Source organism: Dyella sp., assembly GCF_036384435.1.
Taxonomy (GTDB): domain Bacteria; phylum Pseudomonadota; class Gammaproteobacteria; order Xanthomonadales; family Rhodanobacteraceae; genus GSA-30.
Genome location: NZ_DASVMI010000095.1, coordinates 1 through 25,684 on the forward strand (window position 1 = coordinate 1; position 25,684 = coordinate 25,684).

The window sequence follows — 25,684 nt, forward strand, 5'->3', positions numbered from 1 at the left end:
CCTGACGGCAGGTCGCGCGGGTATTTGCCTCGTGCATTCGCCATGCCGGTTCGGTCTGTCCATTCACAACAATAATCAGCGGTGCGGGCATGGTGGGAAAAACGACGGTTCTGTTGGACGGCAGCAGTCTGACGCGAGAGCAACTGGTGGCGGTGGCGCGCCACGGCATGGGCGTGGAGCTCGATGCGAGGCAATTGCAGCGCGTGCAACGCGCGGCCGATTTCCTGGCCGACAAGGTCAGCTGTGGCGAGCCTACGTACGGGGTCACGACCGGCTTTGGCAGTAACGCGGACAAGCTCCTTGGCGCGCATCGCCTGCGTGACGAATTACCGGGCGGGCATCCGGACAAGCCTGAAGGCACGTTGCTGGAAGAACTTCAGCACAACCTGATCATCACCCATGCCGTGTGCGTAGGTAAACCGTTTGCGGCCGATGTGGTGCGCGCGATGCTGGTCATCCGCATCAACACGCTAATGCGTGGACATTCAGGAGTTCGCGTCAAGACACTGCAGGCGCTGGCGGCCCTGCTCAATAGCGGCATCGTGCCGGTCGTGCCGGAAAAAGGTTCGGTAGGCGCGAGCGGCGATCTGGCTCCCCTTTCGCATCTGGCTATCGTCTTACTCGGTGGAGGGGAGGCGTTCTACCAGGGGTGCCGCATGCCTGGAGCCGAAGCCCTGAAGTTGGCCGGGCTGGAGCCGATTCGTCTTTCCTTCAAGGAAGGTTTGGCCCTGAACAACGGTACGGCACAGATGCTGGCCACGGCGGCTCTTGCACTGCATTCGCTTCAATACCTGCTCGACACCGCTGACCTGGCTGCCGCGATGACCCTGGACGCCTTTGCTGGTCGCAGTGGCGCGTTACGCCCGGAGGTGCATGCACTGCGTCCGCATCCAGGACAGGTGGGGACGGCAGCCCATGTACGTGAGCTGCTGGACGGCTCGACCCTGGTCGATATTCCTTATCATTTGGTGCCACGCTTCAAGTCGTGGACGGCTGAGGCGTGGTCCGAACCGGAAGACCAGGCATTGAGTTTCGATATTGGCTGGGATTGGGTGCCCGCCAACCAGCGCCATGGCCGCGAGGCTTTCTATGCCCGCTTTCTGCCGTTCAAGGGTGGCAAGAAACATCAGCCACAGGATGCCTACTGCCTGCGTTGCATGCCACAGGTACACGGTGCGGTACGCGATGCCTGGGCGCAGGCCTGCCGGGTGATCGACATCGAGCTCAACGCGGTCACGGATAATCCGCTGATCTTCCCCGATGCGGAGGAGCCGCGTTTCATCGAAGACCAGGTGATCTCTGCCGGCCATTTCCATGGCATGCCGCTGGCGTTGGCGATGAGCTACGTCAAGGCTGCCATTCCCGTGTTGGCTTCGATCTCAGAGCGTCGATTGAACAAGCTGGTGGACCCTGCAACCAACGATGGTCTTCCCGCCTTCCTGACCGGTAACGAAGACGGCACCGATTCGGGCTTCATGATCGTGCAGTACACCGCTGCTGCCCTGGTCAACGATTTGGCCACGCGGGCGCATCCGGCCAGTGTGTATTCGGTGCCGACAAGTGCCAATGCCGAAGACCATGTATCGATGGGGGCCAATGAAGCACGCCACGTGCTGGACATGATCGACGACCTGGGCCATGTGATCGCCCTGGAGCTTTACACCGCCGCGCAGGCACTGGATTTCCGCCAGGCTATGCTCAATGCCGCGCGTCGTGTGGCGGCGCGTGGTGACTGGAAGACTATCGCCGGCAAGGTATCCAATGCGCCGCGCGAAGATCACCCGCACCATGCCCAGTTCATCGAGGAAGTGAAGCGATTGACCGCCGCGCTGGCCGATGTGGGTGACTTCCATGCGGGTGAAGCCGTGCGTGACGCACATGACGTATTGCGCCAGCAGATCGGTTTCATGGCGCGTGACCGTGCCATGGATGCAGATGTGCGGACAGTGTGCGAACTGGTCAGGGATCGTGCATTCGGCTGACGTTTTTTATGGCGGTCTTTCTGCGTGGTTTGATCGCACGAAGGGCAGGGGATTTTCTGTTTGGCGCCAGCGCCGTGCACCGCTACGGGAATCTCCAAACCGTAACCCGCGCTGCCTTATAGGAGCGAATTCATTCGCCAAGCAAGCCGCGACCTAGGTCGCGGCTTGGCGGTTTGGAACACCAATTTGCGGCTGAATCGCAGATCGCATCGCCAATCAAGTCGCTCTTGCACACAAGCCATCAACCTTCCTTCATCACCATCAAGCGAATCTCGCTCATATCGTCGATGGCATAACGCACGCCTTCACGACCGATGCCGGAATACTTGACGCCGCCATAGGGCATGTTGTCCACCCTGAAACTCGGTATATCGTTGACAATCACGCCGCCTTGCTCAAGTTCGTTCCACGCCCGCATGGCGTGATCGAGGCTATCGGTGAAAATGCCTGCCTGGAGGCCGTAATCCGAATCATTGACCAGTGACACGGCCTTATCGAAGTCCTGGTACGGAGCCAGTAGTGCGAATGGCCCAAAGACCTCGTTGCGGTTGACCTTCGCTTTGCCGGGTACGGCTTCCATCAGCGTTGCTTCCAGCATCGCGCCATCGCGCTTGCCGCCACATAGCAGCTTGCCGCCTGCCTTGCGCGCTTCCTCGATCCAGTCATGCAGGCGGGTAGCTGCGGCTTCGTCGATCATCGGGCCGATAAAAGTGTCCTTTTTTTTCGGGTCGCCCGCCTTGAGCTTCTTGGTGGCGGCGACCAGCTTTCGCTTGAGTTCCTCGTAGATCGATGCATGCACATAGATGCGTTGCACACTGATGCAACTCTGCCCAGACTGGTAGAAAGCGCCGAAGATCAGCCGCTCAACGACCTTGTCCAGTTTCGGTCCCTGATCGGCGTCAATGATGCACGCCGCATTGCCGCCGAGCTCCAAGGTCACTTTCTTGTGCCCAGCCTTGGCCTTGAGATCCCAACCCAATTGGCTGCCGGTGAATGACAGCAACTTGAAGCGAGGGTCTTCCACCAGCGGTGAGGCATGTTTGCCATCAAGGTTCAGGATCGAGAACGCCCCTTTGGGAAGATCCGTCTCGGCCAGGATTTCACCGATGATCAATGCGCCGATTGGTGTGCGTTCAGCCGGCTTGAGCACGAAGGGGCATCCGGCTGCGATGGCGGGAGCTACCTTGTGCGCCACCAGGTTCAACGGAAAATTGAATGGCGTGATGAACGATACCGGGCCCAGCGGCACGCGTTTTGTATAGCCGTGATAGCCCTCCAGGCGTCTGGCGATTTCCAGGTTGATCGTTTCGCCGTTGGTACGCACGGCTTCCTCAGCGGCGATACGAAAGGTTTCGATCAAGCGCGTGACTTCGCCCGCGGAATCCTTGATTGGTTTGCCCGCTTCCACACACAACGCATAAGCCAGTTCTTCCTGTCGTTCTGCAAAGCGGTCGGCGCAATGTTGCAGTACGGCCTGGCGCGCCCAAGGCCTGAACTCGCGCATCGGCACCGTAGCTTTTACCGCCGAGGCAATGGCTTTTTCCACAGCGGCGGCATCGGGCACGGCCACGCGCGTGGCGCACTTGCCGGTGTACTTGTCCAGTACGTCCATCATTTCCTTGGACGTCTGCGGTTTGTTGGCCAGATAGTAGGGATAGCTTTTTTCGAGCATGGATCGGCTCCGGATCAGACCGCCGCGCTCATGCGGACGATCTCTTCATTGAGGATGCGGTGGTTGTCCGAGTAATCGATCGCCAGATCGATCAGGTGCACGCCACCTTCTTCAAAGGCGCGTTGCAGCGTGGGCAGAAATTCGGCGGCGCTCTGCGGACGATGGCCATGTGCGCCATGGGCCTGGGCAAAAGCGACGAAATCGGGATTGGAGAATTGCATACCGTAATCGGCATAACCCATTTCGGCTTGTTTCCAGCGAATCATGCCGTACGCATCGTCGCGCAGCAGCAGGATGACCAGGTCCAGTTTCAACCGGATCGCGGTTTCCAGTTCCTGGGCATTCATCATGAAGCCGCCGTCGCCGCAGATGGCCATCACCTTTCGATGCGGATGCACCATCTTGGCGGCAATGGCCGACGGCAGGCCCGCACCCATGGTCGCCAGCGCGTTATCCAACAGCACAGTGTTGGGCTGGCGCGCGCGGTAATAGCGGGCGTACCAGATCTTGTACATGCCGTTGTCCAGGCAAAGGACACCGTCGTCGGGCATATATTGGCGAGTGATCTCGACGATACGCACTGGATGCATCGGGAAGCGGGTGTCGTCGCTATATTGCTTGAGCTGCTCGTGAAAGGCTTTGCGAACTTTATCAAAATAGCTGAAATCCCAGTGCGCTTGTTTGTTCAGCGCATCGGTCAGGCGCTCGATGGTATGGGCGATGTCGCCGACCACCTCAATCTGCGGAAAGTACACTGTGTCCACTTCGGCAGAAGAAAAATTGATGTGGATGACAGTGCGGCGGCCTTTGTGCATGAAGAACGGCGGCTTTTCCACCACGTCGTGGCCAACGTTGACGACCACGTCGGCCGCATCGATGGCTCGGTGCACGAAATCGCCATCGGACAGCGCTGCATTGCCCAGCCATAATGGGTGTGCCTCGTCGATCACACCCTTACCCATCTGGGTGGTAAAAAAGGGGATGCCGAGCTTGTCGATGAACGCGCGTAGCGCCACGGTGGTGCGCTGGCGATTGGCCGCAGCGCCGATCATCAGGATCGGATGCTTTGCGCTGTTGATGGCTTCAGCCGCTTGGATCAGGGCCGCGTCATCCGGGGCGGGGCGACGGGCATATTCGGTGGGTAGCAGGATGACCTCATCGACTTCGTCGCGTGCGATGTCCTCGGGCAGTTCCAGGTGCACCGCGCCGGGACGTTCTTCTTCGGCGCGCCTGAAGGCCTCGCGCACGCGGGCCGGAATGGTTGGGGCCGATACCAGTTGTCGCGTGTACTTGGTCAGCGGTTGCATCATGTCGACCACGTCGACCAACTGGAAAAGCCCTTGCTTATGTGTACGGATTGGTTTTTGGCCGGTGATCATCATCATCGGCATGGCGCCTAGCTGCGCATAAGCGGCGGCGGTGACCAGGTTGGTGGCGCCCGGTCCCAGCGTGGAAAGCGCCACTCCGGCCTCGCCGGTCAGTCGGCCCCAGGTCGCGGCCATGAAGCCGGCGGCCTGTTCGTGCCGGGTAACAATCAGCTTTATCGAGGATTCGCGCAGGGATTCGACAAGGTCGAGATTTTCTTCGCCCGGCACGCCGAAGATGCAGGTGACACCTTCGGCTTCGAGTGCCTTGACGAACAGGGTTGCCGCTTTCATCCGTCACTCCTTGTTGGGAGACGGCGAAGGATGCCCCTAATCTCGTTCAGTTGATGTGAGGTCGTCGAGCACTTGCAGATTCAAGCTGCCCTCGGCCAGTTGGGCGCGCACGACGGATGCGGGTTCAACTCCCGCTGCCGAGCGCAGCACGCGTCCGTGTGCATCGAACAGGATCGAATACCCACGATCGAGCGTGGCCAGCGGGCTGATCGCGTGCAGGGTGCGGCCGGTCTGGTCCAGGGCGTGGCGGTGACGTTCGAGGATGCGCCCGATGGCACGACGCAGGCGTAGGTCCTGTTCGGCCAGCCGTCGCGCCAGCAGAGGCAGGCGCTGGCGTGGATGCTGAGCCAGTAATCGTGCGTGCAGACGTTCCAGGCGGCGCTGGTGGTGCTGGCTGCTGTCGCGCTGTGCCGCATGCAGGCGGCGCAGCAGATGCATGAGTCGCTCGCGATCGCGCGCCAGCCTGGCTTGCGGGCGCTGTGCCTGCAAGCGGGCGTAGAGGTGGTCGCTGCGCTGGATCAACGTATGTAGGCGGCGTTGTTGCAGTGACTGCAATCGCTGCTTAAGTTGCCGCAGGTGACGCATTGCCGAGTCGCGATCGGGTACCAGTAATTCGGCCGCCGCCGAAGGGGTCGGGGCACGCAGGTCGGCGACGAAGTCGGATATCGAGAAATCTACTTCGTGGCCGACGGCCGACACCACGGGCACCGCGCTGGCGCGGATGGCGCGGGCGACATTTTCATCATTGAAGGCCCAAAGATCTTCCAGCGAGCCGCCACCTCGCGTGAGCAGCAGCACGTCATACAAGCGGCTGTTCGACGCCTTGCGCAGCATGGTGGCAATGGCCGGCGGCGCCTCGCGTCCCTGAACGGGCACAGGTAATACGTCGACCTGCACCAGAGGCCAGCGACGTGACAGCACGCTGAGGACGTCGCGAACGGCCGCGCCGGTAGCCGAGGTGACGACGCCAATGCGCTGTGCGTGGCGGGGGAGAGGGCGCTTGCGTTCGGCATCGAACAAGCCCTCCGCGCCGAGTTGGGCCTTGAGGCGCTCGAACTCCCGCCGTAGCGCTCCCTCGCCGGCAGGCTCCATCTGTTCGGCTACGATCTGGAACTCGCCCCGTGGTTCATACAGGCCCACGCGGGCACGCACCAGAACGTGCATGCCATCGGCGGGACGAAAGGTCAGCCGCGTGGTCTTGGGCCGGAACATGGCGCAGCGCACCTGAGCCTGACTGTCTTTCAGGGTGAAGTAGATATGTCCGGATGCGGGACGCGCGACGTTGGACAACTCGCCCTCGATCCACACCATCGGAAGGGTGTCTTCCAGCAATCCACGCACCAGTCGGTTCAGTGAACTGGGTGTGAGGATTTGCCGCGGCGGTGATCCGCCATCGTCGTAATGGTCGTCGGGCGTGCGCATGAAGGCGGGAGACTAACACGATTGGGCGAACCTGCCCCGGCCTCGGGAAGGCTTTGGTAACAGCAGGTTAGGATAATCAGTTAAAGCATTGATTCAGGTGGTGATGCCAGGATCGTCTATCTCATGCATCTGCCGGCGACGTCGCCGTCGCAGGCGCCAGGTGCGGATACCCAGGTTAAGGGCGAACCAGGCAGAGAAAATTCCCACGGGCCAGCCGACCACCGCTGGCCACAGGATAGCCACCACGGCCAGTACGGCGAGCACCAGGGTGCCTACCAGCAGTGGTCCGGTTTCGGTGTCGCCCAGTACACGTCGATTGCTCAATGCCGCACCGACGCTGTTGGCCAAGCGCAGGGCACCGGCAGCGGCCCGGCTGGAACTCCCTCCGTCGCGTCGACGGCGGCGCTGCTGTCGTGGCTCGGTACGACGAATGCTTTCCGGAGCGGTGCGCCGCCGCCGTGGCGCCAGCACGATTTCGGTGGCATGCTCCAGGTCGCGCTCGTATTGGGCGGCCAGTTGCGCGGCAAAGCCTGTATCTTCGACGGCCACGTCGATCTCGCGATTGCTCAGCCAACTGGCGATGTTCAGGTTGGACGAGCCCACGCGTGCCCAGCGCCCGTCTGCCACGGCCGTCTTGGCGTGCAGCATGGAACCGTTCCATTCAAATACGCGGATGCCGGCCTTGAGCAAGGGGCGGTAACCTGAGCGTGACATGCCTGCAACCATCGGGATATCGCTGCTTCCCGGAACCAGCAGGCGTACGTCCACGCCATCCTGCGCCGCGGCGGCGAGGGCCTGCACATAAGGTGCGACGCCGACGAAATAGGCATCGGTAAGCCAGAGTGTTTCGCGTGCCATGGCTGCAACCTGCTGGTCGAGCCGATACATGCCAGCCGTCGCGGGCTGGGTGGCGATGACGCGAAGGGCGACGTCGCCGGCTTCCTCGTCATGGCGGGGCATCAGGGCCGGTAGCGGTGGTCCCATGCTGGCCCAGCTCTGCGCGAAGGCCAGGTCCAACTCGCCCACCGCCGGGCCGCGCAACATCACCCCGGTGTCACGCCAGGGTTCGACGTTGCGTGCGTTATCGCCCAGCCATTTGGCGCTGATGCACACTCCCGAGAGCGAGCCGATTTGCCCGTCGATAACCAGCAGCTTGCGATGATCGCGACTGATCCATCCGAATGGCTCGCCCAGCGTGGGTGGATTGAACACGCGTACCTGGCCGCCCGCCGCGCGCAACGGAGCCCAGAAGCTGGCGCGTGATTGGCCCAGGCAACCGACCCAGTCACAAATCACCGCGACCTGTACGCCGCGGTGCGCGCACGCTACCAGTGCATCGCGAAACGCGCGACCGACTTCGTCATCGCGAATGATGTAATTTTCAAGGAATACCCGCTCATGTGCGCTGCGGATGGCGGCCAGCCAGGCCTCGTAATGGGCGGCTGCGTCGATCAGCAGTTCCATGGCGTTGCCACCGAGCAGGGGCGCACCGGCCGCGCGGCTCAAGGCCTGTTCGGCCAGCAGGCGCTGGCGGGTGGAAGTCTGAGTATTGGCTGACATGCTTATCAGTGTAGGGCAGTCGATAGTGTGCGCAATGTCGCCGGCTTCTGTCATGATCGAGCCATGCCGACACCCCATCGTCAGACGGACACGGAACTTTGTGCGTTGGACATCATGGCCCGCCTTGGGTCGACGCTGCGCATCGCAGCTCCTCTTGGCTTGGGTAAACCGCATGGACTGCTCAACGCCCTGTATCGATTGACCGCCAGCGACCAGGCCTGTTCGATGCGCCTGTATACGGCGCTTTCACTGACCCGGCCGCGTCCGGCTCCCGGCCTGGAGGCACGCTTCCTCCAGCCGTTTCTGGATCGTCACTTCGGCGACGACTACGAAGATCCGGCCTATGCAGTAGATATGGCACGCAATGCGTTACCCGGCAATGTGGCGATACACGAGTTCTATATGCAGTCTGGCGCGCTGCTGCATTCACCTGTGGCGCAACGCGATTACATCAGCCAGAACTACACGCACGTTGCTCGCGACCTGGTCGAGCAGGAAATCAACCTGGTCGTGCAACTGGTTGCCCGTCGCGAAACCGATGAAGGTGTTTTCTACAGCCTCTCATGCAATCCGGACCTGACACTGGATTTTCTCGATCGCATGGCGGCGGCCGACAAGCCGCGTCCGCTGTGCGTGGCGGTGGTGCATCCGGATCTGCCGTACATGAGTGGCGATGCGCAGGTAAGCGAATCCTTTTTCGATATCGAACTGGCGCCGCCGCGTTCGCCAAGGTTGTTTGCCTTGCCACGCTCGCCGGTGGATGTCGCCGAATATGCCTTGGGTATGCACGCTAGTGCGCTGGTCAAGGATGATGGGTGTTTGCAGATCGGCATCGGTGCCTTGTCCGATGCCCTGGTCAAGGCGCTGATCCTGCGTCAGCAGGAAAATGTGTCTTGGCGGCGCGCCTTGGTTGCACTGGACACGTCGCGCGCCACCCATAAGCTTGCTGCACGTGGAGGCGGACTGGCTCCGTTGGTAAGAGGGCTGTATGGCGCCAGCGAAATGGTCATGGATGGCTTCATGCATCTGGCTCGCGCAGGCATTCTCAAGCGGCGCTCCTGGGACACGCCAGCGCTGGAGCAGGCCTCGGCGGCAGGGCGGCTCGAGGATGGTGCACCGGGTGGTCATTACCTGCGTGGCGCGTTTTTCCTTGGATCGCGGTCGTTGTATGAATGGTTGCATGCAACCGAGACCAGCGACCCCGATGCCATCGACATGTGCCGGGTGTCCAACGTCAATCACCTATATGGCGATCACCAGGCTTTGGCGGCCTTGCAACGGCGTGGCGCAAGGTTTTACAACACCTGCATGATGGCCACGTTGCTGGGCGCTGCGGTGTCCGATGGCCTGGAAGACGGACACGTCGTCAGTGGTGTCGGTGGGCAATACAACTTTGTGGCCATGGCGCATGAGCTGCCAGAGGGGCGTTCGATCCTGTTGTTGCGCGCCACGCGTACGGTGCGTGGCGCCGTACAGTCCAATATTCGCTGGAACTATGGGCAGACCACGATTCCGCGCCATCTGCGCGATATTTTCATCACCGAATACGGTGTGGCCGATCTTCGTGGCAAAACGGACAGCGAATGTATCGAGGCGATGCTGGCCATTGCCGATGCGCGCTTTCTCGATGCCTTGTGTGCGGAGGCCAAATCCCATGGCAAGCTATCGGCCGATTTCCATATTCCCGAGGCGTGGCGGCGCAACACCCCTGAACACCTACGCCAAGCCTTGATGCCTTTGCAACGCAAGGGGCTGCTGCCGGATTTCCCCTTCGGCTCCGATTTCACCGACGTCGAGCAACGACTGGTACTTGCGCTGGGCTGGTTGAAGCACGCTGGCGCCAGCCTGCGCGGCAAAGGGCGATTGTTGCAAGCGGCGTGGCGTCCTGGCGAGCCGGCGGTTGGTGAAGACGAGGCCTTGCAGCGCATGGGGTTGGCTGATCCCAGCGGCCTGACGATGAAGGATCGCATCCAGCGCCGCCTGTTGATAGCTGCGCTGAGGCATCGGCCAAGCCGGCCGGCTGGCCCGGACTCAGACGCTCAGGCCGCTTCCAGTACCTGACAGCCCAGGCGGCGCAATGTGACACCATCGAGCAACGTCACGCCCTGGCGGTCTATGCCGATGAGCCCCTGTCCACGAAAGCGGGTGAGCAGGCGACTGACTGTTTCCGGTGCCAGTTGTAGATGGTTGGCGATATCCGTGCGTTGCATCGGCAACGGCAGGTGTCGGGCATCCAGGAACAGGGCGGCACGACGATCGCTGAGATCGATCAGGAACGCGGCCATGCGCACATCGCTGGGGTGATCGCCGGAGCGCAGTTGTCGATGGCGGATCTGTCTCGCCATGACCTGCATCAGATGCCACTGCACGGCCGGTTCTCGGCTGCCCAGTGCCATCAGGGCATCGATCGGAAAACGGCAGAATTGGGTGCGCCCCAGCGAGATCACGGCGTTTTCGTGGTGATCTAGCCCGATGGCGTCCAGGCCGAACCATTCGCCGGGCAGATGGAAATCCAGCACCTGCTCGCGACCGGATGCATCGAGGGCGACGCTTTTGGCCATGCCCGAACGCACCGCATAGATCGCCCGGAATGGGGTCATCGGTCGGTACAGGTATTCACCATCACCCACTAGCGCCACGCGCTGTACGATCTGGCGCAGGCCCAATAAGGCCTCGGCGCCACGGCCGGTAGCGTCGCAGGTATCCAGGTGATGGCAGCCCGTGCAATGGGCCGGCTGCAGACCTTGCTGGCAAGCGGAACGTTCTGAAGACATGGCACAACCTCCTTGTGAAAACTCTACTCCGGCGCTTGGCGCGCTCAGCATGGGTGCGACAACGGTACACGTGTGCCAGGACGCGCATTATGTCGCAGGCTGGCGCCTGCCAGGTCCGAGGTCGCTGCCGGGTTGGCCCACGGGTTCCCCGGGTCATGAAGCTGTCCGGTCGCATGAAGTATCCTAGACCTCTGTCCATGCCTTACTGCAGCGTCATTCATGAGCTTGATTGATCAGCGTTCCACCGCCCAGCCGGCCCTCGCCGAGCCCCAGTCGCGCCGTCCCAGTGTCGGTGTGCAGATCGGCAACGTCATCGTTGGGGGCGGTTCGCCCATCGTCGTGCAGTCGATGACCAATACCGATACGGAAGATCCGGTCAGCACGGCGCGGCAGATCGCGGAGCTGGCACGAGCCGGTTCGGAGCTCGTCCGCATCACGGTCAATACGCCGGCTGCTGCCGCTGCGGTGCCGCGCATCCGTGAGCGGCTGGAAATGATGGGTGTGCATGTGCCAATCATTGGCGACTTTCACTACAACGGCCACCAGTTATTGGAGAGTGAACCGGCATGCGCCGAGGCGCTCGCCAAATATCGTATCAACCCCGGCAACGTTGGTTTCGGCAAGAAGAAAGACGGTCAGTTCGCGGCGATCATCGAAAAGGCGATCCAGTATGGCAAGCCGGTGCGTATCGGCGCCAACTGGGGCTCGCTGGACCAGAGCATGGTGGCCACGCTGATGGATGAGAACGCATTGCGCGCGCAGCCCTGGGATGCCGCGCATGTCGCGCGGGAAGCGCTGATTCGTTCCGCGCTCGATTCGGCCGTGCGTGCCGAGGAAATCGGTTTGCCACGCGAGCGGATCATTCTTTCGTGCAAGGTATCTGGCGTGCAGGAGCTGATCGCGGTGTATCGCGACCTGGCGGCGCGCTGCGACTACGCCTTGCACCTGGGCCTGACCGAGGCTGGCATGGGCTCCAAGGGCATCACCGCATCCAGCGCTGCGCTGGCAGTACTGATGCAGGAAGGTATCGGCGACACCATCCGCATCTCGCTCACTCCCGAGCCAGGTGCGCCGCGCACCGGCGAAGTCGTGGTGGCGCAGGAGCTGTTGCAGACAATGGGTCTGCGGGCATTCACGCCACTGGTCACCGCGTGTCCAGGCTGTGGCCGCACCACCAGTGAATTTTTCCAGGAACTGGCCAAGACCGTACAGGCGCACGTGCGCGAAAAGATGCCTGAATGGCGCGTCAAGTATGACGGCGTGGAAAACCTCACCCTGGCGGTGATGGGCTGTGTCGTGAATGGTCCGGGCGAATCCAAGCATGCCAACATCGGTATTTCGTTGCCGGGCAACGGTGAAGCGCCTTCGGCGCCGGTCTTCATTGATGGCGAAAAGGCCATGACCCTGCGCGGCGAGCGTATTGCCGAGGAATTCGTCGACATCCTGGACAACTATGTCGCGACCCGATACGCCTCACGCGGAGCGTGAGGCGGCGAGACGATTCATAGGCGCCGCTCATGTGCTCTTGAGCTTGCCAGGCCACCATGGCGCCAACGCTAAGCGGCATTGCGACGAGGTCGTTCATGAGCTTCACCCCCGAGCAGGATATTCTTGCGGTATGGCATGACAACGCCGCGCCTTGGATAGCGGCGATACAAGAGCGGCGTATTGAGAGCCGCCGTCTGATCACCGATCAGGCCATCATCGACGCGGTGTTGAAAACATTGCCGCGTCGCGTGCTGGACGTGGGGTGTGGCGAAGGTTGGCTGGCTCGGCGGCTCATGCAGGCGGGTCTCGAAGTCACTGGCGTCGATGCAGTTGCCGAACTTGTCGAAGCAGCATGCGAACAAGGCGGCCACTTTCGCCAGCTTTCCTATGAGCAGTTGGCTGCCGGAGAACTCGGCGAGACATTCGATGTGGCGGTATGCAATTTTTCGCTGCTTGGCAAGGATTCCGTCGACAGCTTGCTCAAGGCCATGTCAGCCATCCTTTGCGCACAGGGGGTGCTGATCATTCAGACCCTGCATCCGATGATGGCCGATCTGTCGCAACCTTATCGTGACGGTTGGCGGGAGGGATCATGGGCGGGATGTGGCGATGGATTCGGCCAGGCCGCCCCATGGTATTTCCGGACTCTTGCGGGTTGGCAGGACAGTTTTGTATCGGCCGATTTACGCCTGACTGAAGTGATGGAGCCTTTGCACCCGCAAACGGGGCGGCCGGCTTCCATCATCTTTACGTTGTCGCCTATGACTCACGGTCTATAGGCGAATTTTGACTCGCAGATCACACCCAGGTGCGGTATGAATAGGCCGCCACTCTGGGGCGCAGGGGGTGGCAGCGGTAGGTTGCGGCACAGCAACTATCCGACAGGGGGCTGTGTTCGGAGGACATCCGAAAGTGAAGATCAAGCCGCAATTACGCATTGCGCTGATCTACGTTGTCGCGTCAATGGCCTGGGTGTGGGCATCGGACCGGCTGCTGGATCTGCTCGTGCAAGACCCGCACACACATCAACTGTGGGGCGCGTGGAAGCGCTGGGCCTTCGTGGTATGCAGCGCTTATCTCATCTACTGGCTCGTCCATCGCGACATGCAGCGATTGGACGGCCTCAACAACCGACTGTTGCAAGGTCATGCGCAGACCTTGAGCGTACTGGTCTCGGCCATGGATATCCGCCACAAGGAAACCAGCGATCATTCCGAACGCGTCATGCGGATGGCCGAAGGTCTCGGTCGCTTGGCAGGAGTTCGTGGACAGGCGCTGCAAAATCTGCGCCTGGGTGCGCTACTGCATGACATTGGCAAGCTGGCGTTGCCGGATTGCGTGCTGATCAAACCCGGGCCGCTGACTTCCGAGGAAATTAACGTGATGCGCACGCATACGCGCATGGGTCACGACATGCTCAGGCAAATCGACTTCCTGCGTGATGCCACGGACATTCCGTTCTCCCATCACGAGCGTTGGGATGGCGGTGGGTACCCACAAGGACTGGTCGGTGAAATGATTCCATTGGCTGCACGGATCTTCAGTGTGGTGGACGTCTGGGATGCATTGAGCCATCCCCGCGTCTACAAGCCCGCGTGGCCGCGTGAGGACGTCATCGATTATTTGAAAAATGCAGCAGGCAGCCAGCTTGATCCGTGCCTGGTCAGGCTGTTCCTCAGGCATTACGACGAGTTGGTGGCGCTGGGGGCTAACGAGGCATCGGTGTAGAGCCTCCTGCGACGCAGTTGTAGGCAGGGCTCTGGACATCCAAGCCGCGACTCCGTCGCGTCTTGCATCGCGATTGAAATCGTTCCTACAACGAAGCTGCGACTGCACGAGCGAATTTATTCGCCAAGCCATGGCGATGCCGTCGTAGATGGGGCTCGTGATCTTCAGGTCAGGATCGCATGGCGCATTGTCGTACGCGAAAGAAGCTGCTCCCCCACAACGCGTTTGGAAGGCAGCTACTGCAACAACCCGTCAGCCATCAGCATGGCTGTCAGATGCGGCGTATACATCGCCCATGGCCCTGGTTGGCCGGGCAGGTGATTGAGTTGCGCCACCATGCGCAGGAACTGCGCGCGCGGATATTCAACCGCTCCCATGCTGAGCAGATGGGGGTTGGTTACCTGTGCGTCGATCAGCGGGAAATCCCAGCTGCGTAGCAGCCTTGCCAGTGCGATCAAGGCCAGCTTGGAACCACCGCTCTCACGGCTGAACATCGACTCCCCGCAGAACAACCGTCCCACCGCAACACCGTAGATGCCGCCAACCAGCCGTTCGCCCTCCCAGACCTCGATGCTGTGCGCATGCCCGGAATGATGCAGGGTGTCATAGGCCTGGATCATTGCCGGGATGATCCACGTACCCAATTGCCCCGGCCGTGGCTCGGCGCAGGCCAGCACGACGTCGCGAAAGGCATAGTCGATCGTCACATGCCATTGCTTGCGGCTCAGTTGCCGGCGCAAGCTGCGATTGGCCTGCAATTGCCCGGTATGGAAGACGCAGCGAGGATCCGGCGACCACCACAGGATCGGTTCGTCTTCGTTGAACCACGGGAAGATGCCTTGCGAATACGCCGCCAGTAGCCGTCTTGCCGACAAGTCTCCCCCAAATGCCAGCAGCCCGTTGGGATCGCGCAGCGCTCCCCGCGGATTGGGAAAACGCTCTGGCCGCGTGCTGTCCAGAAGGGGGAGGGTGAGGGTGGCAGACATGCCGGGTAGTAAAGCTGCTCGCCATGCGCGCTGTAAAGTCGCTCGTTGCGCCAGTGGTGAGGTCGCTTGCTCACGACGGCTGTAAAGTCGCCCCCGGTGCGAGCTGTAAACAGTTAAAGGGAAAGCCGGCATGATCATGCCCAGGCCTTTTAGTCTTTGCTCTTTACAGCCTGCGTCAGCAGGCGGCCTCACCGTTCCGCGTAAGGACTATGCTCCATCAAGTCTGCCGCATAGGCGTCCAGATGGATGGATTCACGGCGCAATGCCTGCCTGACGGCATCGCGGAAACCCTCGTCAGCCAGGTAGTGGCGTGAATGGGTGCGAACGGGGAGGAAGCCGCGGGCGAGTTTGTGTTCACCCTGGGCGCCCGGTTCAAAGCGCTCGATCCCCTGTGCGATGGCATAGGCGATGCCTTGGTAGTAGCACAATTCGAAATGCAGGCCGGGAATGTCGACGCTGGCGCCCCAGTAGCGTCCGTAGAGCACGTTGCGGCTGCGCAGGAATAGCGCCATGGCGACGATGGTGGGGCCGTTGAAAGCTAAAGCCACCTGGACCCTATCACCGAGGTTCTGGCCCAAGGCCACGAAAAAAGCCTCGGTCAGCGCCGCATGGTTGCCCTTGGCGTCAAAGGTGGCGGTGTAGAGCTGATGAATTTCGTGCCAATGCGACGCGCTTAGCGTGCTGCCCCCACGCATCTCCAGGCGCAAACCGCTGCGAGTTACCTGATTGCGCTCCTGGCGAATGTTCTTGCGCTTCTTGTGGTTAAGCGCGCCGAGGAAGGCATCGAAATCGGCATAGCCGCGATTGGGCCAATGAAACTGGATGTCCGAGCGTTCAAGCCAGTGTTCATCGTAAGCGGGGAGATCCGCTTCGGTGAGAAAATTCGCATGCGCGGATGACAGGTTGTAGCGGTCCACTTGCGCACGCATGGCGGTGACCAGCGCTCGCCGGCGTAGCTCCGCTTCATCATGGGTGCCCACCAACAGGCGCGCACCTGTCACGGGAGAGTAGGGCACCGCATTGAGCAGCTTAGGGTAGTAATCGCCACCTGCGCGCTCCCAAGCACCGGCCCAACTCCAGTCGAACACGAACTCGCCGTGTGAATTGCCCTTGATGTAGAACGGTGCTGCCGCGACGAGCCTGTCGTCTTCACGTAATGCGATGTGATGGGCGCGCCAGCCATAGTCGTCACGTATACAACCCGATGATTCGAGCGCGGCGAGAAATCCATGCGAAAGAAATGGATTGTCATCCGGGCATAGCGCATCCCACTCGGCAGCGGGGAGGTCGGCAATGCTGTCGTGGAAGCTGGCGCAGATCAATGGGCGAGGCGTGAGTGGGTAGGGGCTAAGGAGTGAGTTAGGAGGAGTGAGGAGTGAGAGAAAGGCAAGCTGAGGGTACTGGCTTGAGTGTGGTTTTGGGAGAGAGTGGAGACTGGCGAGGCGTGCTTTTACTCACTTCTTACTCATCTCCACTCACTCTTCGATGCTCGTTTTAAGCGGCAGGCGTCTGCTGATCCAGCCAGCGCTCCGCATCCAGTGCGGCCATGCAGCCGAAGCCGGCCGAGGTCACGGCCTGACGATAGACGTGGTCTGCCACATCGCCGGCAGCGAACACACCCGCGACATTGGTCATGGTGGCCATGCCTTCCAGGCCGGAGCGGATCTTGATGTAGCCGTCTCGCATGTCCAACTGACCATCGAAGATGCCGGTGTTGGGCGTGTGGCCGATGGCTACGAAGAAGCCGGTCACGTCGAGCTGGCGGGTGGCGCCGCTGTTGACGTCCTTGACGCGCACACCGTTCACGCCCGAGTCGTCGCCCAGCACTTCGTCGATGGCATGGTTCCATACCAGTTCGATCTTGCCGGCGGCGGCCTTCTCGAACAGCTTGTCCTGCATGATCTTTTCCGCGCGCAGCTTGTCACGGCGATGCACCAGGTACACCTTGCGGCAGATGTTGGATAGGTACAGCGCCTCTTCCACGGCGGTGTTGCCACCGCCTACCACGACGACATCCTGCTCGCGGAAGAAGAAGCCATCGCAGGTGGCGCAGGCAGACACGCCGCGCCCTTTGAAATGCTCTTCGCTGGCCAGGCCCAAGTATTTGGCCGTAGCGCCGGTGGCCACGATCAGCGCATCCGCGGTGTATTCGCCGGAGTCGCCCTTGAGCCGGAACGGGCGCTGCTTGAGGTCCACTGTGTGGATGTGATCGAACACCATTTCCGTATTGAAGCGCTCGGCGTGCTCGGCCATGCGCTGCATCAGTTCCGGACCCTGTACGCCATGCACGTCGCCTGGCCAGTTGTCCACCTCGGTGGTGGTGGTCAGCTGGCCACCCTGTTGCAAGCCGGTGATCATGGTCGGCTTGAGGTTGGCTCGGGCGGCGTAGACGGCAGCCGTGTAGCCGGCTGGACCGGAGCCCAGGATCAGCAGTCGGCTGTGCTTGGGGGTGCTCATTGTTATAATCCTTGAAGTTTGCTGGCAGCTTGAATCACGAGTTCGTTCCACACCATGTAACGGTTACGTAACGCTGTTTCCAGGGCGGTGGCGCGACTTTTGAACCCGCAAGGATGGGGAAGACACGCAGCCGATTCAAGGCGCGGGCAACTTTGAGGATACCTCGATCGATTTCATGCAGGCGGCTCGGTTCCCGCGTAGAATCGTCCAGTTCATCCTTGGCTATCCGCGACGGCTCCATGTCGCGGTTTTTTGTGCACTGACAGGATCTTCCACTCCCCATGCGCATCGGCATTCCTTCTGAAACCAAGATCCTTGAGGGTCGAGTTGCCCTGGTCCCTGCTGCTGCCGCCGACCTGGTTCGTCGCGGCCACGAGGTGTTCATCCAGGCTGGTGCGGGCCTCAAGAGCGGCTTTTCTGACGATTCTTATGCCAAGGTCGGCGTCACGGTCGTTTCCGACGCGGCCGCCCTGTACGACGCTGGCGAGCTGATCGTGAAGGTGAAGGAACCGATCGCCGGCGATCTCGCCCTGCTCAAAAAGCATCATCTGCTGTTCTGCTACCTGCATCTGGCGGCCGAGCCGGATCTGACCCGCAGCCTGCTCGACATCGGCCTGACCGGTGTGGCGTTCGAGTCGGTCGAGGAAGATGGCGGCTTGCCCCTGTTGCTGCCGATGTCGGTGATTGCCGGCCGCATCGCCACCCAGATCGGCACCACGCTGCTGCATCGTCCCCAGGGTGGCAAGGGCAAGCTGCTCGGCGGCATGGCTTCCACGCCACGCGGCAAGGTGGTGGTGCTGGGCGCGGGCGCTGCCGGTGGCAACGCGGCTGCCCTGGCTGCCGCCGCTGGTGCAAACGTGGTGGTGTTCGACAAGCGTCAGGATCGCCTGGCCGAAATGATGGCCATGGGTCCGAACGTCACCGCCCTTTACGCCTACGAGTCCTCGGTGGCCGAGGAAGTGCGTGACGCCGACATCGTCGTCGGTGCCGTGCTGATCCCCAGCGCCAAGGCGCCTCGCGTGGTCACCGAAGAGATGGTCAAGACGATGGAAGCCGGCTCGGTGCTGGTGGACATCTCCATCGACCAGGGCGGTTGCTTCGAGACGTCTCGTCCGACCACCTGGAAAGAGCCAACCTATGACGTGCATGGTGTTACGCATTTCTGTGTGACCAACATGCCTGGCGCCGTCCCGCAGACCTCGTCCGTGGCGATCTCGGCGGCGATCCTGCCGTACGTGCAGCGCCTGGCTGGCGGCAAGGAGTGGCGTGACTTTGCCCCGCTCAAGGCCGGTGTCAATGTGGACGGCGGCAAGCTGGTGCATCCGGCCCTGTTGGGCTGATAGTCTGCGCCAGACGGGGAACGGAGGCTTTTCGGGCTTCCGTTCCCTTTTTATTTGCTAGTCATTTCAGTGGTTTATCGCATTAAGCGAACGTAAGTCCTATGACAGGGTATGCTCTGGCTAATAGCACCAGGGCGAAAAAGGGGGCCAGAGACGCATGGCACGCCGTCACATCGTTTACCGCCTTCACGAATACCTATGAGGAATCCCAAGCCGGTGGCGCGCAGCGCGAAAGCAACACTCAAAAAGAAGGATAAGGAAAAGAAGCCGCGCGAGGGCTTGAGCGAGGAGGTCAAGCGCCGCCTGCGTGAAGCCGGTGCGCTGCTGTTGCTGCCGCTCGCCATCTACTTGCTGGTCTGCCTGTTCAGCTATAACGACCAGGACCCGAGTTGGGGACATGCCAGCACGGCCGAGCATGCGCATAACCTGGGTGGCGAAGTAGGCGCGAACATCGCCAATCTGCTGCGCTACATCTTTGGCCTGGTGTCTTACTGCTTTCCGCTGCTGCTGCTGATTCTGGGCGTGCAGGTGCTGCGTCACCGTGGTGTACGCAATGTACAGCCGTGGGAGCCGTCTATGCGGCTGATCGGCTTCGTATTGTTCTTTGTTACCACGCCTGCCTTAGCATGGCTTAACCTGCATGATCAGCAGGTTCTTCCCGAGGGTGCCGGTGGCATTATCGGACGTTGGGTAGGCCACGGCCTGCTGCGGGCGTTTGGTGATCGAGGCGCCCCCTTGTTGTTGCTGGCGCTGTTCCTTGTTGCGGTGACCTTCGCCACAGGCCTGTCCTGGTTCAAGGTGATGGATCTACTCGGCGCCGGGGTGGTCAAGCTAGGGGGCTGGTTCGGCGGCAAGCTCAAGGAGGCGCCCGAGGCCCTGGCTGCACGCCAGGCGCGTGCCGAGCGCGAAGTGGTCAAGAAGGTCGAGGCGGTCAAGCAGGCCAAGCGTGAACCTGTGCGTATCGAGGCCCCGGCCACGCCGGTGATCAAGAGTGAGCGTGCGCGCCAGGAAACCCAGATTCCATTGTTCACCGGCGCCGCCGCGCCGGGCGAATTGCCACCGTTGTCGCTGCTCGATGAAGCGCCACCACAAGGCCCGGGGTATTCGGAAGAAACGCTCGAGGTGCTGTCGCGCCAGGTTGAGCTCAAGCTCAAGGACTTCAAGATCGAGGCCAAGGTGGTTGGTGTCTATCCGGGCCCGGTCATCACGCGTTTCGAGATGGAGCCCGCCGCCGGTGTGCGTGGCTCGCAGGTGTCCAGCCTGGACAAGGACATCGCTCGCGGCCTTTCCGTGGTCAGCGTGCGCGTGGTGGATGTGATTCCGGGCAAGAACGTCATTGGCCTGGAAATTCCCAACACCAAGAAGCAGATCGTCTATCTGTCCGAGATCTTGCGCTCGGACAAGTACGACCAGCTCAAGTCGCCGCTGGCGCTGGCGCTGGGCAAGGATATCGGTGGCAAGCCGGTGGTGGTCGACCTAGCCAAGATGCCTCACCTGCTGGTGGCAGGTACCACCGGCTCGGGCAAATCCGTCGCGGTAAACGCCATGGTGCTGAGCCTGCTCTACAAGAGCAGCCCCAAAGATGTGCGCATGATCATGATCGACCCGAAGATGCTTGAGCTGTCGGTCTACGACAAGATTCCGCATCTTCTGGCCCCGGTCGTGACGGATATGAAGGAAGCGGCCAATGCGCTGCGTTGGTGCGTGGGCGAGATGGAGCGCCGCTACAAGCTGATGGCTGCGGTCGGTGTACGTAACCTGGCCGGCTTCAACAAGAAGGTGAAGGACGCGGAGAACTCCGGCCAGCCCTTGCTGGATCCGTTATTCCGCCCAAACCCGGACATGCCCAACCTCGCAGCCGAGCCCCTGGAGCCGCTGCCGTACATCGTGGTCATCATCGACGAGTTCGCCGACATGATGATGATCGTCGGCAAGAAAGTCGAAGAACTGATCGCGCGCCTGGCGCAGAAAGCTCGTGCCGCGGGTGTGCACCTGATCCTGGCCACGCAGCGTCCCTCGGTGGACGTGATCACTGGCTTGATCAAGGCCAATATTCCTACCCGCATCGCGTTCCAGGTGTCTTCCAAGATCGACTCGCGCACCATTCTCGACCAGTCCGGGGCTGAGACCCTGCTCGGTCACGGTGACATGCTCTACCTGCCGCCAGGCACTGCCTCGCCAGAGCGCGTACACGGTGCCTTTGTAGACGACCACGAGGTGCATCACGTGGTGGACTGGCTCAAGGCGCAGGGCTCGCCGCAATACATCGAAGGCGTGCTGGAAGAATTGCAGCCGACCGGCGACGGCAAGTTCATCAGCGACTCCGGCCTGCCGCTGGAGGAAAGCGAAGGCGGCGATGCCGAGGCCCAGCTATACGACAAGGCCGTCCGCATCGTCACCGAAAGCCGTCGCGCCTCGATTTCAGGCGTGCAGCGCCATCTGCGCATCGGCTACAACCGTGCCGCGCGCCTGATCGAACAGATGGAACAGGACGGCGTAGTCAGCGCCCCGCAGCACAACGGCAATCGTGAAGTGCTGGCACCGCCGCCACCGAAGAACTGATGGGTGAGGTGCCATTCGATGCTGATGGGCCCCATGAGCGGCGCCATGGCTTGATGCCACGCGGGGGGATGGGAGATGGGGGCGCTTGGACGGACCTGACGCAAGCCGGTAGCTCACAGCGCTGCTGTCGCGTTCTTGATGCTGACAGCGACCGTCCTGACTTGCGTCCCCGCGACCCGTCTCCCATCTCCTGCTGCAATCTTCGACAATCCTCCATTAAGCGGTCAGCCCGCAAACTCTCCTTAACCAACCAGATCACGCGCCCATGACCCGTCTAGCCGCTCTTGCCGCCACCATCGCCCTTGCGTGCTGCGCTACCGCGCACGCCGCTGCCGGTAACGCGCGTGCCAGGCTGGACGCGTTTGCCACCAACCTGCATTCGTTGACCGGTCATTTCAGCCAGTCCCTGACCGATGCCAATGGGCAGCCGGGCAAGTCAAGCTCCGGGACGTTGGCGCTTGAAGCGCCGCGCCAGTTCCGCTGGGAAACCACTGCGCCCTACAAGCAGACCATCGTGGCCGATGGCAGTCGCGTTTGGCTTTATGACCCGGACCTGGAGCAGGTGACCGTGCGCGTGCAGAGTACCGAGGAATCGCACAGTCCGTTGACGGTGCTTACCGATCTCAAGCAGATGGATCGGGAGTTCAAGGTCACCGAGCAGGGTGACCACGATGGCCTGAGCTGGGTGCGCCTGACCTCGACGGCGCGTGATCCGCAATTCGATTACGCCGACCTCGGCTTCGATGCCAAAGGCCTGGCGCGCATGAGCTTTCGTGACCAGTTGGGTGCCACCACCGATATTCGTTTTTCCGATTGGCAGCGCAACCCGGAGATCGCGCCGCAGACCTTCAATTTCGTGCCGCCCAAGGGCACGGATGTAGTCGGCGATGCACCGGTAATCTCGACACAGCCAATCAAGAACTGATTTATTGTCGCGTTTTGCGTGCCGCGCCCGGCGGCATGAGGCTCAGGGGTGAGCAAGCATGACCTGTCTGCATGGCGCGGACGGGCAGGGATGGGGATGACATGGTCGTACTTTGGATCGTAATCGGCCTGATCGCCGGCGGGCTCGCCGGCCAGAGCATCTTTGGTGCTTTGACGGGTGGTTTCATCGGTTTCCTGTGGGGACGCCAGTCCAGTCTTTCCAAGCAATTGAGGCAGATGCGCGGGCTGGTGAACGAGCTGGCCAAGCGGCCGATGCCATCGCCTCGCGATGAAGCCCAGGCCATCGTGCGGCACGCGGCGGAAGTAGCGCAGGCGCAGTTTTCGCAGGCGCCGCCCGCCGCGGCCACCCCAGCTGCGGCCACACGGCCGCCGGCGCTCCCGGTGCAGCGGCCGGAGATCGGTCCACCGGCTCTGACCACGTTCGACCCGGCCAACGATTGGAACCGGCCACCCGTGGCGCGTCCTCCGCTGCCTGCACAACCACCTGTGCCGCTGGGTCCGAGTTTCGTCGAACGCCTGTGGCAGCGTGGCTGGGGATGGCTCACCGAGGGCAATGTGCCGGTAAAGGTGGGCATCCTGGTGCTGTTTGCCGGTGTGGCGGCGCTGCTCAAGTACGCGTCCGATGCGGGCATGTTCCACCTGCCGGTCGGCTTGCGCCTGAGTGGGGTCGCGCTGGCTGCCATCGGCGGGCTGGCATTCGGTTGGTACCAACGCGATAGCAAGCGAGTGTTTGCGTTGTCCCTTCAAGGGGGCGCCATTGGCGTACTGATCATCGTCACGTTCGCCGCCTTCCGCCTCTACAGCCTGATTCCATCCATGGCGGCATTCGGCATCCTGCTGGTGCTTGTTGCCGGCATCGGCATGCTGGCCGTGTTGCAGGATGCGCTGGCGCTTGCCGTGCTCGGCCTGGTAGCAGGGTTTGCCGCGCCAATCCTGGTGTCCACGGGGCAGGGCAGCCACGTCGCGCTGTTCAGTTACTACGCCCTGCTGAATGTCGCCATCCTCGGCATTGCCTGGAAGCGTGCCTGGCGCGTGCTGAACTTGCTGGGCTTTATCGCCACTTTTGGCATCGGCACTGCCTGGGGTGTGCTCAAGTACAAGTCGAATCTTTTCGCCAGTACCGAGCCGTTCCTGGTATTGAATTTCCTGTTCTACCTGGTAATTCCGTGGCTGCATGTGCTGCGCATGCCGGCCGACCGCCGCGTGGTGATCGATGGTTGCCTGATGTTTGGCAATCCACTGGCGAGCTTGTTGCTTCAAGGTGCGTTGCTGGCCTGGGCGCCGCTCCCGCTGGCGTTTTCCGTGTTGGCGGGTGCCGCGATCTACGTGGTGTTTGCCTTCATGGTTCGCAATCATCCGGCGATGCGGATAGTGCGTGAGACCTGGGCCGTGATAGCGGTGGCCTTTGCCACGCTCGCCGTGCCGTTGGGCTTGAGCGCCAACGTCACGGGCAGCATCTTTGCGCTCGAAGGCGCTGGCCTGATCTGGCTTGGCCTGCGCCAACAACGCAAATTGGCCCGCTGGAGCGGCCTGGCCTTGCAGGTGTTGGCGGGGTTTACCTTGCTAGGCTCACGCGCCCGAGTTGATATGTATGCCGTGGCACTGCCGCTGCTCAACAAGGATTTCGTCGGCGGTATGCTGGTGGTGATCGCCGGCCTTGCCAGTTGCCGCTTGTACAGCCGCCATGATCGCGATCTCGTCACCCATCGCATGCTCGCCGTGGCGTTGTTTGGTTGGAGCCTGTTGTGGTGGCTGGGCAGTTGGGGCGCGGAAATCCAGCTGCACGTCCTTCACAACGCGCCATGGGTGGCGGCGTGGTTCGTCTTGCTTTCATTGACGGCATGGATGATGGCCGAAGTGTCACGGCGTCAGCCTCGCATCGAACTGGGGCTGGTGCTCAGCTACGGCGCGCCGTCGCTGTTGATCGGCACCGTACTGCTGCTTTTACAGATGTTGCTGACCCATGTGCAGCCATTTGCTGGCTGGATGCTCGCGGCGGTCGTGATCAGCGCCGTGCTTGGCTGGCGCACGTTGGCCTGCCTGCGCGAGTTCACGTATGGCGCGGTATATGGCCAGATGGTCTGGCTGTGGCGTTGGTGTGGCATCTTCATGCTGGCCATCGTGGTGGGGCTGGATGGTGCGCGCTGGCTATCCGGTCCATGGATGCTGATGCTGTCATGCCTGCCGCTGATGCTGCTTGCCGGCATGTTGCTGTGGCGTCCAAGCTGGTTGGCATCGCCTTTAGCCACAACGATGTCATTGTGGCGTCCCTTGATGCTCTACACCACGTTCGCGTTGCTATGCTTTTTGATGCTTGGTGCGCTGTTCAGCGGAGGCGATGCCGAGCCGGTGCGTTATGTGCCGCTACTCAATCCCACAGAACTGACCTTGCTTGCGATCACGCTGCTGGCCGTGCGCTGGCTGGCCGATGGCAGCATGCCACCGTTGCCGCGCCAGCAGCAGGCCATGCTGGCTGGCATTACGGTGTTCGTGTTGGTCACCGACATTACGCTGCGTGGCGTGCACCAATGGAGTGGTATCGGCTGGGGCGGTGAGCTGATGGGTTCGAGCATGGCCCAGCTCGCCCTGACCGTGGTGTGGAGCGTATTCGGCCTGGTGGCCTGGGTGGTTGGATCGCGCCGCGGGCAACGCATGCTGTGGCTGGCAGGTGCGGTGCTGATGGCGGTGGTGCTGCTCAAATTGTTGCTGATCGACCGTGATCACCTGGGCAACCTGTTTGGTATTGGCTCGTTCATCGCCTATGGCCTGTTGTGCACGGTCATCGGGTATCTCGCACCGGCGCCGCCGAAAAGCACGGCTGCGCCCTTATCCCCCAAGGAGGAGGGCACCCATGCGTCTTGATCTTCGTCTACTCGGTCTGGCCTTGCTGTTGCCCGTGGGGGTGGCCCAGGCCAGTGCACACACCGACTACGCTTATGCATTCCCGCTCGACACCCGTATGCCGAGCGATGCATATCGCGTGGCCCTGACGCCAGCCATTTACGCGGTCAGCAATCCCGCAGCTGGCATGCGCGATATTGTGGTCGTCAACAGCGATGGCCAGCCGGTGCCATTCGACGTGATGCCGGTGGACCCGCCGCAGACCAAGC

Annotated in this window: 18 protein-coding genes; 10 read left to right on the forward strand and 8 right to left on the reverse strand. The window is 61.6% G+C overall.

The window, feature by feature from the left end; all coding sequences use genetic code 11:
* The first annotated feature begins 89 nt into the window (after positions 1–89).
* Positions 90–1,982, forward strand: coding sequence for an aromatic amino acid ammonia-lyase (locus VF436_RS09545; RefSeq protein WP_330903783.1), 1,893 nt, complete (start codon positions 90–92; stop codon positions 1,980–1,982).
* Positions 1,983–2,223: 241 nt separating this feature from the next.
* On the opposite strand, the gene VF436_RS09550 is transcribed toward VF436_RS09545, so the two are convergent.
* From VF436_RS09550 to VF436_RS09565, 4 genes are all read right to left on the reverse strand, one after another.
* Entirely contained in the window at positions 2,224–3,654 is a 1,431-nt protein-coding gene (locus tag VF436_RS09550) for an aldehyde dehydrogenase family protein (protein ID WP_330903784.1), read from the reverse strand.
* A 14-nt stretch (positions 3,655–3,668) separates the two neighbouring features.
* Positions 3,669–5,312 (reverse strand): acetolactate synthase large subunit, encoded by a 1,644-nt coding sequence (locus VF436_RS09555; protein ID WP_330903785.1) that lies wholly within the window; start codon positions 5,310–5,312, stop codon positions 3,669–3,671.
* Between the two features lie 36 nt (positions 5,313–5,348).
* Entirely contained in the window at positions 5,349–6,734 is a 1,386-nt protein-coding gene (xseA, locus tag VF436_RS09560) for an exodeoxyribonuclease VII large subunit (protein ID WP_330903786.1), read from the reverse strand.
* A gap of 93 nt (positions 6,735–6,827) precedes the next feature.
* Positions 6,828–8,294, reverse strand: a complete 1,467-nt coding sequence (locus VF436_RS09565) for a phospholipase D-like domain-containing protein (protein ID WP_330903787.1) — start codon at positions 8,292–8,294, stop codon at positions 6,828–6,830.
* Positions 8,295–8,357: 63 nt separating this feature from the next.
* Here VF436_RS09565 and VF436_RS09570 point away from each other — a divergent pair, with 63 nt between their 5' ends.
* A complete protein-coding gene (locus tag VF436_RS09570; protein ID WP_330903788.1) occupies positions 8,358–10,355 on the forward strand; it encodes an acetyl-CoA hydrolase/transferase C-terminal domain-containing protein in 1,998 nt (665 codons plus the stop codon).
* On the opposite strand, the gene VF436_RS09575 is transcribed toward VF436_RS09570, so the two are convergent.
* Positions 10,334–11,068, reverse strand: a complete 735-nt coding sequence (locus VF436_RS09575) for a Crp/Fnr family transcriptional regulator (RefSeq protein WP_330903789.1) — start codon at positions 11,066–11,068, stop codon at positions 10,334–10,336. The genes VF436_RS09570 and VF436_RS09575 overlap by 22 nt on opposite strands.
* Positions 11,069–11,287: 219 nt before the next feature.
* Here VF436_RS09575 and ispG point away from each other — a divergent pair, with 219 nt between their 5' ends.
* The 3 genes from ispG to VF436_RS09590 all read left to right on the forward strand — a co-directional run bounded on the left by ispG (position 11,288) and on the right by VF436_RS09590 (position 14,284).
* Complete coding sequence (gene ispG / locus VF436_RS09580; RefSeq protein ID WP_330903790.1) at positions 11,288–12,556, forward strand: flavodoxin-dependent (E)-4-hydroxy-3-methylbut-2-enyl-diphosphate synthase; 1,269 nt, start codon at positions 11,288–11,290, stop codon at positions 12,554–12,556.
* Between the two features lie 95 nt (positions 12,557–12,651).
* Positions 12,652–13,335, forward strand: a complete 684-nt coding sequence (locus VF436_RS09585; RefSeq protein ID WP_330903791.1) for a class I SAM-dependent methyltransferase — start codon at positions 12,652–12,654, stop codon at positions 13,333–13,335.
* 133 nt (positions 13,336–13,468) lie between these two features.
* Complete coding sequence (locus tag VF436_RS09590; RefSeq protein ID WP_330903792.1) at positions 13,469–14,284, forward strand: HD-GYP domain-containing protein; 816 nt, start codon at positions 13,469–13,471, stop codon at positions 14,282–14,284.
* 236 nt (positions 14,285–14,520) lie between these two features.
* On the opposite strand, the gene aat is transcribed toward VF436_RS09590, so the two are convergent.
* From aat to trxB, 3 genes are all read right to left on the reverse strand, one after another.
* On the reverse strand, positions 14,521–15,270 hold the full coding sequence (aat, locus tag VF436_RS09595) for a leucyl/phenylalanyl-tRNA--protein transferase (protein ID WP_330903793.1): 750 nt from the start codon (positions 15,268–15,270) through the stop codon (positions 14,521–14,523).
* Positions 15,271–15,458: 188 nt separating this feature from the next.
* Complete coding sequence (locus VF436_RS09600; RefSeq protein WP_330903794.1) at positions 15,459–16,592, reverse strand: GNAT family N-acetyltransferase; 1,134 nt, start codon at positions 16,590–16,592, stop codon at positions 15,459–15,461.
* A 172-nt stretch (positions 16,593–16,764) separates the two neighbouring features.
* Positions 16,765–17,727 (reverse strand): thioredoxin-disulfide reductase, encoded by a 963-nt coding sequence (gene trxB, locus VF436_RS09605; protein ID WP_330903795.1) that lies wholly within the window; start codon positions 17,725–17,727, stop codon positions 16,765–16,767.
* Between the two features lie 281 nt (positions 17,728–18,008).
* Here trxB and ald point away from each other — a divergent pair, with 281 nt between their 5' ends.
* The 5 genes from ald to VF436_RS09630 all read left to right on the forward strand — a co-directional run.
* Complete coding sequence (ald, locus tag VF436_RS09610; RefSeq protein ID WP_330903796.1) at positions 18,009–19,067, forward strand: alanine dehydrogenase; 1,059 nt, start codon at positions 18,009–18,011, stop codon at positions 19,065–19,067.
* A 198-nt stretch (positions 19,068–19,265) separates the two neighbouring features.
* A complete protein-coding gene (locus VF436_RS09615; RefSeq protein ID WP_330903797.1) occupies positions 19,266–21,629 on the forward strand; it encodes a DNA translocase FtsK in 2,364 nt (787 codons plus the stop codon).
* Positions 21,630–21,894: 265 nt separating this feature from the next.
* Positions 21,895–22,554 carry an outer membrane lipoprotein chaperone LolA gene (gene lolA / locus VF436_RS09620; RefSeq protein WP_330903798.1) on the forward strand — a complete coding sequence of 220 codons (660 nt, stop codon included), beginning with the start codon at positions 21,895–21,897 and terminating at the stop codon, positions 22,552–22,554.
* Between the two features lie 101 nt (positions 22,555–22,655).
* On the forward strand, positions 22,656–25,436 hold the full coding sequence (locus VF436_RS09625) for a DUF2339 domain-containing protein (protein WP_330903799.1): 2,781 nt from the start codon (positions 22,656–22,658) through the stop codon (positions 25,434–25,436).
* The coding region (locus tag VF436_RS09630; protein WP_330903800.1) for a DUF3999 family protein at positions 25,426–25,684 on the forward strand (259 nt) is incomplete at its 3' end. The genes VF436_RS09625 and VF436_RS09630, both read left to right, overlap by 11 nt.